Raw genomic sequence first — 14,559 nt, 5'->3', positions numbered from 1 at the left:
AGCATAGAATGGAATAAATCAAAATAGGAGTGATCGGGTATGGAGAGACTTGGTAATCTTGCGGCAACATTTGTAGAGGATGTGAACAAAGAAGATAGTATGATTATTAAGTTGTTTGGCAATCTCGTAAATTTCTTGTTTAAATTTCTTTTGTGGGCAGGAATTCCTTTTTTTGTTTATGTGCTGCTTGAATTTGCAGGGCTATTTTAAACATGGCTTTTTCCATCATTGTTAACGAGCATTGACAGTTTACGAAGAATTACTCTCATGACATGGGCGTATTCATCATCCTGGAACCACTTATATAAAATCCGGTAATCATTATAAATATCAAGCAGGTTATCGATCGTCATCCTCTTTTGATTGGTTTTCCTCAGCTCTTCTTTTTCACCTGCTCGCGGCTGATGAGACTTTTTCTCGAGGTTGACTGATGGCTTTACTTCTTTATTGGCAGAAAACAGAAGCCCCAGCTTCTGGATAAATGTATCAGCACTGTCCGAATCCGCTACAAGTGTCAGTTCTTCTTCCCCGGCTTCAAGCCATTCACCATCTTTGATCCTGGAAAGTTCATATATGACATCCTCCCAGGCATCTTCTTTGTATCTCCAGATTTCAGTTCGAAATCCCACAACCTTAAATAGGTCTGAACCATAACCTTTTACCTGAACCAGGTCCCCAAAAAAATATTTGTACTCGATGTCGATTTGCTCCTTTTCAAGCAGTTTCCCATCGTACTCAGAGAGCATCTGCAAACTTGTTTCCAAATACAAGCCCTCGCTCTTATTTATCTCATATACATGAAGGCCGTCAAGCCATTTTACATCTGTCACTTTCCCCACAGTCCCATAAATAGTGATCACGACTGTATCACCGATGTTAAACTTAGGTTTCTTCCGTTTTTCCATTTCCTCCATCCTCTCAACGATGAGTCGTGAATTGTGATTACAACAGTATATGCATTTTTCTGAAAATCGCTACGCCTAGATGGTGGATGGAAGAAGCTTTTATCATTTGTTAAAACCAAATTTAATCAGCCTTATGAACGCTTTACTCCAACTTCCTAGTATATAAAAAAGCTCCTGCGGATAGCCGCAAGAGCCTTTAACTTTCTGCAATTAAATATTCATCCCAGGCTTCGTCAAACACAGTCATACTTTCCGGATATTGACCATTCATTTCCAAATAGGAACTGATTTCATTATAATCCTCCGAGTTTTTTGGGAATGAGAGATCATCGTACGCTGAATTCGCGAACCTGCTGATCGGATCCTTCGGTTTGGTGGAGCGATACTTCATGAGAAAGTGGTAAAAGCTTTTATACATATATGAACGCCTGCCTATTGATAAAATTAGTTTGTCCATACTATAACGGATTTGTTAAGGGCACGTCCACTTTAATGCAAAAAAACAGAGCACCTTTCGATTAGGTAAGGTGCTCTGTTTTTCAACTTTATAAGAAAGTATAAACTTATTACACTCAGATTAGTGTCTAGCTCCAGCGCCTAGCCAGTTTTCATCCAAGAATATGCTTCCTCGAGTATCTTCCGAGAAGAGTTAGCTTTGAGCAGCTCGAAACTGCAGGCTAGTGTCGCCTCCTAGAAACTCCGAAACTTCAACTCCGCAGGCAGAAGCAAAAAGCGCTTCTTTGTCGGAGTCTCCAGTTTCTGCGTTTCTGATCAGTCGGCTATACTTTTCGATTTGGGTACTGCCAATGAAGTCAAAGAACGACTTCACCGTCAGGCCCTCCGAGGCACAGGATGTGCTAGACCCGCCAGCCACAGTACGTGGCGTTATAAGGCGGGCACCGCATTTCGGGGCTGATCAAGGCGCTTGCACTTTTCTTATTGCCATCTGGCTGATTTGGCCATCTCCAGCAATGCCCATATGATATTGAACATTAAAATCGCGACGGTGATTGGCACGGCATGAAGCCAGTTCATTCCGAATTTCTCAATGATCAGCCTTACATAATATCCGCAAAAGAATAGGACAACCATTGCCGCTACCAGCATGATGGATAAAGCGATAGACATTTTCTCTCCCCATTTCAAAATTAAATACTCCCCACTCTATTATAAAGAGGAGGGAGTAACTGGATAAAAAGGAAGTGTGAAACTTTTGTGAACAGCTTCCCGACTCAGGTTATTTTTGTCACACTTGGACTTCAAGATGAAAAATCAAAGTAATTCCGCTTCAGCAATCTTGGCTGTGCCATCAATCCTTCAAAGGTAATCACTTTGCCGAGTTTTTTCGTATCGATTAAAAATAATTGGTCTTCGATTTCCTTTATGATCAACTCTGTCTGGTAGGTCATCTTACAATCGAGACAATGGATGGCAGGAGTTTCATTGATTTGAATTGCTTTTGTACCGTCCGGGAGTTCCCAATAGACTTTGTCTGTTACAGATTTCGTTTTTTCACTGCAGCACCACTCGCACTTTGCCATCAGTCAACCCCCTTAGTCGAAGGAATAGCTCCCTGGCCCTCAACCGCTTCAGCTGACGATTTATTCTGCTGTGCCAGGAATTTCTTTTCCTTCAGCTCATCACGTTTTTCACGCTTATCCTTCAAAGAAGCATGTGCAGGGTCTTCCTCATACTTTTCCCTGCGGTCGAGCCTTCCAAGACCTTCTGGAATCAGGTTGAATTCACTGTCGTTCATGATTGCTGCGATACCAGTATTCGATTTTTTCTTTTCATAGTCAGGATACACTTGTTTGAAGTATCCTTCCGCTTTGCCTGGAACATAATTTTCAGGCTCTGGGTAAGAGGTGATTACACCTTCAAAATTGCGGAGGACAACTTTTTCAGGGCTTTGGGAAATCAGGTAATTTGGCTGCAAGGAAATTTTCCCGCCGCCACCAGGCGCATCGACTACGAAGGTTGGGACGGCGTTTTTTATTGTAAGTACTATAAAAATGATAAAAACTGGAAATTAAGATCAATTATGATCTTAATTTCCAGTTTTTAATTGACATAATGATAATTATGTAATTTTCAGAACACGTTTATTCACTCTCCTAAAGTAAATGAATAACCTATTGAGCAAAACAATAAGGGATAAGTAGTATTTGTTAAATCTCCTCATTTTTCCTAGATAGAACTTTTTTAAAATTTAATCTTCCAATATTGTTCTTTTCCCCAATTACATTGAAGGACAAAATAGCTAAATAAGGATTTTCAACTATTGCCCTTTCGAAAAGTTCATCATACTTATCCTTTTGAGGATTTATGAAGTTTCTTCCTGCTAGAGCTCCTGAAAGATAGTCTGACATTCTTATCATCTCATCGTACCATAACGATTTTACTTTTAAATCAGGTTCCGCTACTGCGATTTTAACACTTTCTTTATCACTCATTTTCTCCATTTCGCACATATTATGGTAATTCATATAAATTAAATCATATAATATTCCATCGAAAGCTGTTATTAAATTATCCCTATCTGAAAACCAACCTATTATTTCTGGCTTTATAGTTGACTCCTTGCTTATAGTAAGCATTAGATAGGAAACAATCGCTTGAACCATAGTAATATTTTGGAAGAGCTTTAAACTGAATGTTTTTCTTTCCATTTCTTGTTTTAATTTCTTTATCTTTCTAATTACAGTGTTGAAATAAGTCTCATTGCTCGGTGTCGTTTCTATCCATAGATTAAATTGTTCGATAATTTTATCTAAGGCTAGAATATTCTGCTCTTTTGAAGAACGTCCAAAAAAGTGATTTTTACCCTTTTCAAATACAATTGAAATATTAAATAAATATCCAGATTTCAGAAATGCACAAAATCGCTCATCTACATTGGAAGTTCTTTTTAGATCTTTTGGTGCCCATTCTTTTATCAACTTTTTTAAAACATCAATATCATCAATGTATGGAAGAATAGTGAAAGTAGCAGCATTATATAGTTTATTTTCATCGTCAAGGCAATAGTCACTATAGATCATCCACTTTGTAACACCCATTTTATTAAATGGTTTAATAAATTTTCTAAAGTCAGAAATTGAAGATTTTTGAAATGTGTCATGAAATACTTTTAATTCACCTTGCATCTTTACCCTCCAGAAATAGAAATATTAAAAAAACCCTTATTAACCAAGCTAAAACTTCAAAAGTTCATTCTGTTTTAATTGTTCCTTAATCTAAATCAATTTTTGAGGCTTTGGATAAGAAGTGAGGATACCCTTAATTTTTCGTAAGGCTACTTTATCTTCATTCTAGGTAATTGAGTAAATCGGCTGCAACGCAATCTTCCTGCTCCACCTTGTGCATCGCAATCGAAAGATGGGACTATTTTAACTAAAAACTGCAAATCAAGATTTTATAATACCTCAATTTGCAGTATCAATTAGACATGATGATAATTATATAAAATATAAAAATTTAATCTATCTACACTCCATATCGGTGTTCAGTACAATCAATAATTTATGATAGACCTCTTTAATAATACCAATTTATTCACTACTTAAAGGTAGAAATATAAAATATAGTTCCCCATTTATATCGATCAAGAGTAATTAATCTCTTAAGTTTAGCCATAAGTTGATTTGTCACTGGGTAATGGCTTATTACCTGGTATAATCATTACTACAATATAGTCAGGATACTTATTATCTAATTTATATAGTGGTTCTAAATGATCCACATAAACTAGCTCCCTAACTCCATTTATAGGTTTAGTTTTTTCATTCAAGTCTAAAACAACAAATATCCCTAGTTGATCATATGCATAGACATAAGAATGTATTTGTTCTAAATATTTTTCTCTAATAGAATCTTTTGTTATAGGTTTGGTTGTCTTTTTTAATTCAATTGGGAAGGTGAAATTTTTCATGTTAAAAACTATGTCAATTCTCCCTCCATCGGTGAAGTTGTTTATTTCTTCTTCAGCACCGTATGCAATATTACTATACTGAAAATGCTTATACATATTATCTTGAAATTCTCGTTCTGTAACTTTACTTCCTTTACCACCATGCTTTTCTGCATAAAACAAATTAAAGTCTTCCGTTCTCTTAGATTTGATTGTGAGCATTAAATATCTAATCGTCTCTTCTAAAATTCGTTTAAAAACACTTAATTTCTTAGGACTATATTCTGGAAGGGATTTATTAATATATGAAATAACTTCGAGAAACATTTCTTCACCGGTGGTGTCACCTGTTAATACATCATAATCTTGTTCATGTCTTTGTTCTATGAATGGTTTTATAATTGTTAATATCTCCCTAACATCATTGGGATCTGTAAGATTGTTTACTTTAGAAGCTAGAACATCTGCATCTACTTCAGGTAAGAAGTCTTTAATGCGCAAAGATATTTCTAATAGAGTAGAGTTCTTGTCCTTTTTTTTTTCTTTACTATCAATTTTACATTTAACAATGTCTAGAAATTCACACAACACTTTATCTTCAGGAAATTTGTTTTGGATATTGATTATTTTTGCCTTATAAAAAGAAAAGTTTCTTATATAGAGATCTTCAAAAATATTAGAACTAATATTTCCTTTGAAATTTTCTATTAATTTAGCCTGACTACCACTAGAAAGTGATATGTTCAAAAACTCTGAATAATACTGAGCTAATTTAGTGAACTCATTAACGTAGTCTAACCAATTTTCATGATTAGAAGATATATGAAATATCCTGTAAACATTAGTTAAAACGTATTGAATTTTATTTTCTAATTGAATTACTTTATTGTTGTATGTATACATTCTTCGAATAAAAGACAAGCTTAGTATCTTTTCTAGACTTATTGTTATTTCTTCTTTTTCCCCTGACAAGATAGAAATTAAATATTTCGTTACTTCAGAAAAATATTCTGCATCAGTTCTATTTTCTACTAACGAAGCAGCAGTTTTAAAATATTTTTGACTTTCTTCTAGTTGCTTAAAAAATGATAAATTATCGACTTTATTAAAATTTTCAAATAATGAAATTAATCCTAATCTATAATAGGCTTCTGAAGATACCTCACCATCATCCGAATCTTTTAATTCTACTAATTTTTTTACAATGTCTATATCATCGTCGCTGTAGTTATAAAAAGAAAAAAGATACTTTAAAGACGATACAATTATTTGTGGTGCATCATTTTCCTTGATATCTAAGAGAATATCTATAGTAGAAATCCTTCTCACCTTATTTACTGCAGTAAGAAAAGACAGAATTTCAATACTAAGTTTCCTTAAATAAAGCTCATTTTCATTCTGGATGATTTGTCTAAAAAAATTTTTTATATCTCTTTCATCAAGTTGTTTTAAATCAGAAATATTTTGTATACAGTCTTCTAAAAAAATATATTTTTCACATATAGTCTTATTTAAAAAATCCTCATAGTTAATTGTCATAAAAATCATCACTCACAATCAATATTAAAATAATACCTCCCCTTTACCTTTAGAAAGTACTTTTTCTTTAATTGATGCCGACTTTAATTCATCTAGAGCAGTACCAATAATTATTTGTAAGTTTGCTTCGTATTCTTTGTTAATTTCTTTAAAAATACTGGCTAGACCTATCAAATCCCTACTTATTACTTCTTCTTTACCAGGTGAATCGATTATCAACAATCTTGGATGTCTACCAACACTATATTTAACATCTAATAGTATTAAGCTGATAACCACTGCAAGTTTAGCTCTTAATTGTTCCCCTTCATTTAAATCACTAAATTTATTTTCCACAGAGTTTTGGTAAAAAATAATTTCCATATCATCTCTTACTTTTACTGATTCTATATTTTTTAAACCATATTTATTTATTTGTTCCAATATTAGCTCTTCAAAGCTATTTAAAATAACTATACTTTCCCTATATCTTAAATCATTTAATAAATTGATTGCACAGTTTACCACATCTTTTTTATGCTCAATTTTTTGCTGCTGATCTGATGAATTATAATCACGCTTTTTCATTTTAATTTCTAACTCGATTTTTTTCTCAACTAAATCCGCTAATTCAGAAATTCCTTCACCTTCTATATCCCATGAGTTAATATTTTTCTCGTTTTCTTCTAATAGTATGGTGGTTTCCTTTTTCTCAGTTAATATTTCAGAAATTCGCGACTTCAATTTATCTATTCCAGCATTTATATTTATAAGATGTCTTTTTTGTTCTTCAATTTTCTCCATTAGAATCTCTTTATCATTCTCAGAACTAGAGTCTAATTCATCGTCACATAAGAAACACGTATGACTTTCTTTTTCTTTATTTATTTTTCGTTGATTTATTTCATGTTCGCATCTAGGACATCTCTTAATATCAAGGTTACTAAAATAATAACCAAAGTCTAATTCTTCTTCTAACCTTGCTACCTGCTTTTCTAATTTTGTTTTTCCACTATTTAATTCATTCAACTCATCATCTGTCTTTATAAAGTTTTGTTCTATTGAAAATAACTTTTCAGCATTTTCTTTATAAATATCTATCCCAGTTGATTTATTAAACCTTTGCTTTTGCTGAATCTTTACTTGCTCAATCCTAAATTGTAAATCTTCCAATTCTTTTTGTAGTTCCATTTTGTCTTCTTCATTTATACCTAACATTTCATCTTTAAATAAATCTTTTTTATTAGATTCGTGTTTTAGATAATCTAACTGTATCTTCCAAGAATTAATAAGGGCTGTATATTTAAGACCTAGAATCATTTCTAGTATCTTTTTATTTTGGGATCCAAAGTCTGTTGTTAAAAATAATACATTGTAGTCTTTTGATTCCAAATAAATTGATTTATAATAGGTTTTCCAGCTCGTACTATTATCTTGTAATTCGAGACTCTGTTTATTACTACTAGTCCAAAATAAATTATAATAAGAAAATTGCTCAAAGAAGAATTCTTGCATTTTATCTTTGAAATTTTGTTCTGTATTTTCTTCGAAATTGACTAATATTTTCTCAATTTTCACCTTACCGTCTTCACAAATTTTCAATGCATCTATTGTACTTTTATATAGCCCACTCTTGACTCTAGGGTTAGTTAAATCAATGTAAATTGTGAAGGTGGTGTTATTTAATTGAAATTCTAATATTACTTTTTTCAACCATCCATAAACATCTTTTTTAATAGACGATTTATCTCCTGTTAAGGCAAACTTTATTATTTTGAATATAGAGGACTTTCCTTTATTATTGTCAGCAAAAACTACATTAACGCCTGTATAGAACTTTTTATCGAAATCAATTCTATCGCCATTATTTTTTGAACCAGTAAATTTTAGTCTATTAATAATAAGCATTTTCCCTTGTGTATGAGGATTATCATGTTCATGTTTAGAAATATCTAGTAAACTTCTTATATCCTCAAAGCCCATTACGCCTTTGCTACACTCAAAAACACTATTAATAAATTTCTCCCAATCCATTATATTAACTCCTCGTTAAAGATATTGCGAAATTTTTCTACTACTTCAAATTGAATCCCATTTATGTATTCATTTAAAGGGGTACCCTTATATTCTTTATGCTCATATTGTCTAAATTTTAATTCTGAACCTGAAAGACTACCAAAATACTTTTTTATTAATTCACACCGTTTTTGGTACCAAGTTACTTTCTCAAGACCTGTTAAAATCTCATTTTCTATTTTCTTACAAGCTAAATCTGTTAAATAGTATGCTTTTTCATATACCCTTCCAATGCTACTTCGTTTACTTGTATATTCAATAAAACCAACCGAAACCAAAAAAGCAATTATATCATCAATATCTTCATAGGCTCCGAAAAAATAACGTAACATGTCTTCTCTTTTAATTTCTGGTTCATTGTCCCGAAACATTTGTTTTATAGTACTTTTTATTTCGTTCTTTTTTATTTCACTTGTGATTTCGCCTGATTCGATTAACCAAAGTAGTTCAGCCGCTAAATAATCAGGATACCTTATTAAAAAGTCAATTTTTTGTATTCTGACTTCACTTTTAAATTTCTTCTTAAAGCTATTTTTTTCTTTTTCCTTATCTTCAATTTCATCAGAGAAATAATACAGTATCAATAATATTCTCAATCTACTTCGGTAAGAATTTAAAACAGGCTCCAAAAAATTCACCCCATAAAATAAATCAATTATTTATTTTCCAATAAAACCTATATTTCTCTTATTCTCTACTATAAATTAAAATAATTGGTTATATAAGTTGCTTTTTCTGATTATGTATATTAACGAATAGTAGCAAATTTTTTTTACGTTGGTTCTTATTGCCTTCTAGATTTTCGTTTTAGTTAGTTCAATTATTACAGATCAAGTTTATACATACTTCGACATAAATTGGAAAATACCTCTAATTACTTCAACCTGGAACCAATATCCAATAACCCATAATCATTATTATATATCGATATCATTTTGGAAAGGATTGTTAAAATAGGATTATCTTCAGAGGGGATATATGTTAATAAAATGTCTTAAATCGTTTGTCAAACTGTTCAAAAATAAATTAGAGCAAAAACATTTTATGACTGAAAATAACAAAAAAAAATAGAAGCAAAAGTTAATAAAATCTTCACTTGGATTTTAGCTACTTTCCCATTACCAAGTTCAAAAATGTATTATTGGTTTAATTATAAAAAGAAAACAATTCTTCCAAAGAAGTATCAATCTCACACTTCTTCAGTCTATCCTTCCTTTTCTTATACATATTTTCAAGAATCAACTTTTTTGCATCAAATGTCGCATGATGAACTTTTTTATGACAAACTGGACATAATGAAATGATATTTGCCTCCACATCCAAGCTTTTCTCAAATAGATCTTGAAATTCCATAGGGATTAAATGATGAGCTTCCACATAATTTTCCCTAGTAGTTTTCGAAGTGAAATACATATGAGTATCATCTAATTCACATTTATAGTCGGCTGACATAATAGCCTTCTTTGGAATAACGTTACTTCGTGACCAAAGTTGTTTCCCGCCGCTGGTAGTGACTTTTATAGGGTCAGATGGTTTATCCTCAATATCTAAAGAATCATAATCAAGAACAATTCTTTCGATGGCATCTTGGTATAAATCTTCACTATCTTTATCTATTGAGAATGCAATGTTCTTATCTAGCAATAAACTCATTAATTCAGGATAAACGCTAATAGCCAAATTTTGTTGAGAGTTTTTAAAACCAATAAACCCACTCCATACCATCGTCATATCCGAAAAATCTAACGGATTAAATAAAGCAATAGAAGACGGAATGAAGTTATAATATCCTTTATACCCACCCTCTATTGGCTTTTCATAAATGATCTTTTGGTCTAAGATGGCTGAAGCTATTATATGAGCTTTATATTGAAATAAAACTAAAGTTCCACGTTCAGCATTCATTCCAGTTTTAAAGTTATAATTTCTATAGGGTAATTCATCTCTAAACCACTCTTGAATATTTTCGATAGTCTTCCCAGTAAATTCTGGATCTCTATCGGACATAGGTAAAATACGTATAGAGTGTAAAATTGAATACGGGAAAGAATCCTGCAAATAAACTGGATTAATCCGTACTTTTTCTTTACCGTAAAGCTGTTTCCAGGCACGATTATTTCGAGTAGCATCATTAGCTAAGTATGTAAATTCATTCTTTAATCTGGGGTTATTAAAAACAAAATAATCTCTTTCTTTTTGACCACTGAACATACTTGTCATTGCATAATTGTATGATTCATATTTAAGGATTCCAGTATCCTGCATAGGAATAAGTGCTCCAATTTCAGCGATGGTATACTCTTTAACATTTCCTCTTACTCTCGATAAAAGAAATTCAAAAAGTTTATCTGCATTTGCATTCCCTTTAAATTTTGGCATTTAATACCCCTTCTTCCTTTCTAGCTTTATTGGTATTTTCTATGCTTAATTCACGCTTTGTTTTTCATCCGTCTACTAGTTTCTTGGTATATAGTTTGTTCTAAATCTTGAAGCATGCTATTAAATATGTGCTTAGCTTCTTCTGGATTTTTTAACGCTATAGTAGTAAGTTTTTCAACTTCTTTATTCATTTCTACTCTTCTGAAAGGAGCCTGTCCAAAAGGATGTTCTTTCATAACAAGCATTTGTTTTTGCCAATCTGAAGCTTCAATGTGATCATTCATTTTTGGAATTAAAAATAATAAATTTTGAAGGACTTCATTAGCCAGATTTAGGCTATCGATATTTATATCAACATATGACTCAGATAATACTTTCTTAATAGATGGGATGATAAGACCAATTAAGCTTTCCATGATCATATCCTTTTTATTATTTCGGTTCATTAATAACCCCATCATGTCCGGATGAGCAAAAGATGATAATATTTCATAAATAACCTTAAATTCATCACCAAAATCCTCATATATTTTTTTTAGTGACGGGCCAATCCCCATCATTTGAAAAGCTGAATCACGACCTTTAAAAATTTCGTCTCCATATTTTTTTGATAAATAAATTCTACTAATATGTTCAAATACAACACGTAATAGTACAGGTACATCTAGAGATAGATTATTATTTATTAAAACCTCTGCACTTTTAATACTAGTCCCGGACCGTTCCAATAACATTCTATAATAATCAAGATTCTCAATTTCCAGGGCTGCAGTAATTGATTCACGAAGGGTCGTCAGATGGTTAACCATATTTTCATTTGAATTCAATGTTGTACTCAGCTCTCTTCTTTAAAGAAATATTGGGTAGGTTTACTCTTTCAATTTTGTATCTGTTTAAAACTACATGATTATCCTATTACTCTTTAGCTTTCCTTCCAACTCAAACTTCCTCAATTCAATCCGTTCCTCTACCTTATTCCTTTGATTTGTAATTCGAAAGTAAGGCTTACCCTCAATAAAGGTAATCCGGAACATCCAAGAGTTTGACTTTAAGTTCATGAATTTTCTTTTTAACAGCTTTTCAACTTCTATAAATGGAACAATTAAGGTTGCATCCGGCATGTCACTCGTCCCGCCAAGTTTAAATAGAACTCCTAGTTTGTTTGCTATAATTTCCGATCCTTTCGTTTTACTTAATTCAAACTGAAAGTTATCAGGATAACGTTTTGTAGATTGATATCTTGAAAAGATAGACGGAAAACATTCCATATTTGGGAGTAGATGTTTTTGAGACCACTTATATATTTCTGTTACAATTTCCAATGATTTACTTTTAAAAGACTCCCTTCCTCGCTTTACTGTCATCAGTAATTCGTCGGTAAGTTCTAAGTGTGGCTGCTGGTTGATATACCTTTGGTTTAAATAAATTAAATCCTCTTTTGATATCGAAACCTTAATCATCTCTTCTACATTCCCATGACCCTTTATAACTAAGCCTTGTGCTGTAAAGTTAGCTGAACCTATATATAGTATCTTTTCATCAATCACATAAAGCTTTGCATGAAGATTACGAAGCATTAGTATAATAGAGCCTTTATTTTTCAACTCTTGCAGAGCATCTATACAAATTGAACCATCTACATATTCAGGACCAGGTGGACGGGTTACAATCATAAGCTTGATTTCTTTTTTAGGTAGTTCCTTTATTATTTCGTAGACTGCTGCTTTTGTTATGTATGGTGAAATTATAGTAAATGACTTTTTACATGATTTAATATCTTTTTTCAGTTGAGACATAAAATTATCTCCAAAAAACTGTGTCAAAAGAGATCCCCCTTTTCCAATTATAAAGTAGGTAAATAATGGTTAGTGTCTGATTTTGTCGAAAATAACAAAAAACTCCCTTTAAGTAAAAAAGGGAGTTGGATTCAATAATAATATTATTACTTCAATAACATCCTCCTTTCCATTATAAGTGAACAAAAATCATCTTTTAGTGATTGAGAAATAGCTTTTCAAAACCTTTGTTTAAATCTGAAAGTAATTGGACATAAATGAAGATTAAAGGAAGGAGGGTTATTTATATGAGCGAAGGAATGTAACTTTCAAACAAGGAAAAAAACTCAAACCTAAAAAACCGATCCAAGTCAATACAAAAGGGTTCATTTAGAGCTAGGAAAAAAATTAAGAACAGAGAAAGAAATATGAGCTATCTCAAACCCACTTACCGAGATGTTCAATATTTCATCTCAACATATTGGGATGTTAGAGGACAGAGAGAAGGATCAGATGAATTACTTCTTGAGTTAAAAAATAACAGGGATTAACTCAACATCCAGGTTGCATGTATGAATTGGTAAGGCAATTGTTATCTTGCCAAGTAGAATATGCTAAATTGATCAGTTTATCAAAATCAACTGCCTTCATATGAAATCTCAAATTTGAAGCTACATTTACTCACAAAAAAAAACAGGATGAAAACAATTATCTGTGGTTAGATACCAACACAATATCTTACTAAATGACCTGTTGTTCTTCAAAATCATAATGAATACTTCGAAAATAACCATAATGAGTTGGCGTTACATTTAGTCTTCTTAACAATCAATGAGCAACTATGCTGCTCTTTCAAGTAGTTGTTGGGTCCAATCAGTGTTGGTTATGTAACAAAACCACAAATGCCGCAAATGACTCAGAAGATCTGGCCTTTACCATATGGTTAATCCTTAGGTTTCATTACATGAAATCTACACCTATTTCGTTAACAGCAAAGTCAACATGTCTACTTTAAACATCCACGATTCACGTTTTCCAAGAGCTTCTGATAACCACTGGAAGCTCGATTAATGATAGTTGTTGCTGTTTTTACGTTGTACATTTGTAAGTAATTCTCAATTAAAATTTAAAAAGGAGTTGTTTATATTGCTTGAGCAAAACAATCATAATATTCCATATTACATGGAAGAGTTCTTAGACCATTTGAGACTTAAAGGGGTATCTCATATTACTTTAAGGATGCATACTAGGTATTTAGAGACTTTCATCAAGTTCATAAATCAGGAATACAAAATTGATGTACAGCTAAAGGATCTTAAAAGAACAGACTTGATGAAGTTTAAGGACTTCCTGTTAAATAAGAACCTAAAAGTTAACTATGTCCAGAATCATTTGTCAACGATAAAATCATTCTATAGATTCTTAATGAATGAGGGTTATGCTTCAGTTAATATAACTGAAAACATAGCCACTAATAGAGAAATAGCGCGGATGCCTAAAGTCTTAACTGAAGAAGAAGTAAAGCGGTTGATTCAAAGCGCAAAAGCTGCTGGCTTCTATACCTATGTGTTAATAAGTTTTCTTGTCTACACTGGTGCTCGTATTGGTTCAGTCCAGGGGATTAGAAAAGAGGATGTTGATTTAGAAAAAGGTTTGTTGCGTTTATCAAGGAACAAAGTGGGTGATTATTATCAGATACCCATTGAACCTAGTTTAAAAATTGCTCTGAAAGAGCTTTTACAAAACCATCCCAAGCCAAGTTCACCATATGTATTTCTTTCATCCCGGAATCCTAATACCCCTATTTCTGGTAATACAGTCATGTACCGACTAGCACGGCTAAGTAAAGATGCCAGTATAGAAAAACGTGTAACTACAATAGTACTACGAAACACACTGGCCGTGCATTTACTTTCCAAAGGGGTATCACACTATGATGTAATGAGAATCTTAGGGTATTCAAACATCAATTCAATAAACTAATTCTTGCTCGTCT

General features: G+C 32.2%; 14 protein-coding genes and 1 pseudogene. 2 read left to right on the top strand and 13 right to left on the bottom strand.

What is annotated here, in order from left to right; genetic code table 11:
* The first annotated feature begins 39 nt into the window (after positions 1–39).
* A complete protein-coding gene (locus J7I80_RS05300; protein ID WP_214736338.1) occupies positions 40–210 on the top strand; it encodes a hypothetical protein in 171 nt (56 codons plus the stop codon).
* Here the strand turns inward: J7I80_RS05300 and J7I80_RS05295 are convergent.
* From J7I80_RS05295 to J7I80_RS05235, 13 genes and pseudogenes are all read right to left on the bottom strand, one after another.
* Positions 207–905, bottom strand: a complete 699-nt coding sequence (locus J7I80_RS05295; RefSeq protein ID WP_214736337.1) for a hypothetical protein — start codon at positions 903–905, stop codon at positions 207–209. The two genes, J7I80_RS05300 and J7I80_RS05295, sit on opposite strands and share 4 nt — an antisense overlap.
* A gap of 196 nt (positions 906–1,101) precedes the next feature.
* The gene (locus J7I80_RS05290; protein ID WP_214736336.1) at positions 1,102–1,323 is read right to left on the bottom strand and encodes a YozE family protein; all 222 of its coding nucleotides are present in this window, start codon (positions 1,321–1,323) and stop codon (positions 1,102–1,104) included.
* Positions 1,324–1,554: 231 nt separating this feature from the next.
* The gene (locus J7I80_RS05285) at positions 1,555–1,734 is read right to left on the bottom strand and encodes a hypothetical protein (RefSeq protein WP_214736335.1); all 180 of its coding nucleotides are present in this window, start codon (positions 1,732–1,734) and stop codon (positions 1,555–1,557) included.
* Positions 1,735–1,841: 107 nt separating this feature from the next.
* On the bottom strand, positions 1,842–2,033 hold the full coding sequence (locus J7I80_RS05280) for a hypothetical protein (protein WP_023627685.1): 192 nt from the start codon (positions 2,031–2,033) through the stop codon (positions 1,842–1,844).
* Positions 2,034–2,164: 131 nt separating this feature from the next.
* Positions 2,165–2,446 carry a YokU family protein gene (locus tag J7I80_RS05275; RefSeq protein ID WP_214736334.1) on the bottom strand — a complete coding sequence of 94 codons (282 nt, stop codon included), beginning with the start codon at positions 2,444–2,446 and terminating at the stop codon, positions 2,165–2,167.
* Positions 2,446–2,892: pseudogene (locus tag J7I80_RS05270) on the bottom strand (lysine 2,3-aminomutase); the annotation flags it as partial. The pseudogene J7I80_RS05270 and the gene J7I80_RS05275, both read right to left, overlap by 1 nt.
* A 181-nt stretch (positions 2,893–3,073) precedes the next feature.
* A complete protein-coding gene (locus J7I80_RS05265) occupies positions 3,074–4,051 on the bottom strand; it encodes a hypothetical protein (protein WP_214736333.1) in 978 nt (325 codons plus the stop codon).
* Between the two features lie 482 nt (positions 4,052–4,533).
* On the bottom strand, positions 4,534–6,354 hold the full coding sequence (locus J7I80_RS05260) for a hypothetical protein (protein WP_214736332.1): 1,821 nt from the start codon (positions 6,352–6,354) through the stop codon (positions 4,534–4,536).
* 24 nt (positions 6,355–6,378) lie between these two features.
* Positions 6,379–8,367, bottom strand: a complete 1,989-nt coding sequence (locus J7I80_RS05255; RefSeq protein ID WP_214736331.1) for an AAA family ATPase — start codon at positions 8,365–8,367, stop codon at positions 6,379–6,381.
* Positions 8,367–9,038 carry a hypothetical protein gene (locus tag J7I80_RS05250; protein ID WP_214736330.1) on the bottom strand — a complete coding sequence of 224 codons (672 nt, stop codon included), beginning with the start codon at positions 9,036–9,038 and terminating at the stop codon, positions 8,367–8,369. Before J7I80_RS05250 ends, J7I80_RS05255 begins: the two co-directional genes overlap by 1 nt.
* Positions 9,039–9,555: 517 nt before the next feature.
* Positions 9,556–10,788 carry an HNH endonuclease gene (locus J7I80_RS05245; protein WP_214736329.1) on the bottom strand — a complete coding sequence of 411 codons (1,233 nt, stop codon included), beginning with the start codon at positions 10,786–10,788 and terminating at the stop codon, positions 9,556–9,558.
* A gap of 50 nt (positions 10,789–10,838) precedes the next feature.
* Positions 10,839–11,615, bottom strand: a complete 777-nt coding sequence (locus J7I80_RS05240; protein ID WP_214736328.1) for a hypothetical protein — start codon at positions 11,613–11,615, stop codon at positions 10,839–10,841.
* Between the two features lie 72 nt (positions 11,616–11,687).
* Positions 11,688–12,611 (bottom strand): phospholipase D family protein, encoded by a 924-nt coding sequence (locus J7I80_RS05235; protein ID WP_214736327.1) that lies wholly within the window; start codon positions 12,609–12,611, stop codon positions 11,688–11,690.
* Positions 12,612–13,709: 1,098 nt separating this feature from the next.
* Here J7I80_RS05235 and J7I80_RS05230 point away from each other — a divergent pair.
* Entirely contained in the window at positions 13,710–14,546 is an 837-nt protein-coding gene (locus J7I80_RS05230) for a tyrosine-type recombinase/integrase (protein ID WP_214736326.1), read from the top strand.
* Positions 14,547–14,559 lie beyond the last annotated feature (13 nt).

Source organism: Bacillus sp. ISL-41, assembly GCF_018613235.1.
Lineage (GTDB): Bacteria > Bacillota > Bacilli > Bacillales > Cytobacillaceae > Mesobacillus.
The sequence above is the reverse complement of the archived record's forward strand: the minus strand, read 5'-3'. Positions and strand labels throughout refer to the sequence as shown.

Coding starts and splice junctions, on each gene's coding strand:
- J7I80_RS05300 (WP_214736338.1), top strand. CDS start 40: ATGGAGAGACTTGGTAATCTTGCGGCAACATTTGTAGAGGATGTGAAC.
- J7I80_RS05295 (WP_214736337.1), bottom strand. CDS start 905: ATGGAAAAACGGAAGAAACCTAAGTTTAACATCGGTGATACAGTCGTG.
- J7I80_RS05290 (WP_214736336.1), bottom strand. CDS start 1,323: ATGTATAAAAGCTTTTACCACTTTCTCATGAAGTATCGCTCCACCAAA.
- J7I80_RS05280 (WP_023627685.1), bottom strand. CDS start 2,033: ATGTCTATCGCTTTATCCATCATGCTGGTAGCGGCAATGGTTGTCCTA.
- J7I80_RS05275 (WP_214736334.1), bottom strand. CDS start 2,446: ATGGCAAAGTGCGAGTGGTGCTGCAGTGAAAAAACGAAATCTGTAACA.
- J7I80_RS05265 (WP_214736333.1), bottom strand. CDS start 4,051: ATGCAAGGTGAATTAAAAGTATTTCATGACACATTTCAAAAATCTTCA.
- J7I80_RS05260 (WP_214736332.1), bottom strand. CDS start 6,354: ATGACAATTAACTATGAGGATTTTTTAAATAAGACTATATGTGAAAAA.
- J7I80_RS05255 (WP_214736331.1), bottom strand. CDS start 8,367: ATGGATTGGGAGAAATTTATTAATAGTGTTTTTGAGTGTAGCAAAGGC.
- J7I80_RS05245 (WP_214736329.1), bottom strand. CDS start 10,788: ATGCCAAAATTTAAAGGGAATGCAAATGCAGATAAACTTTTTGAATTT.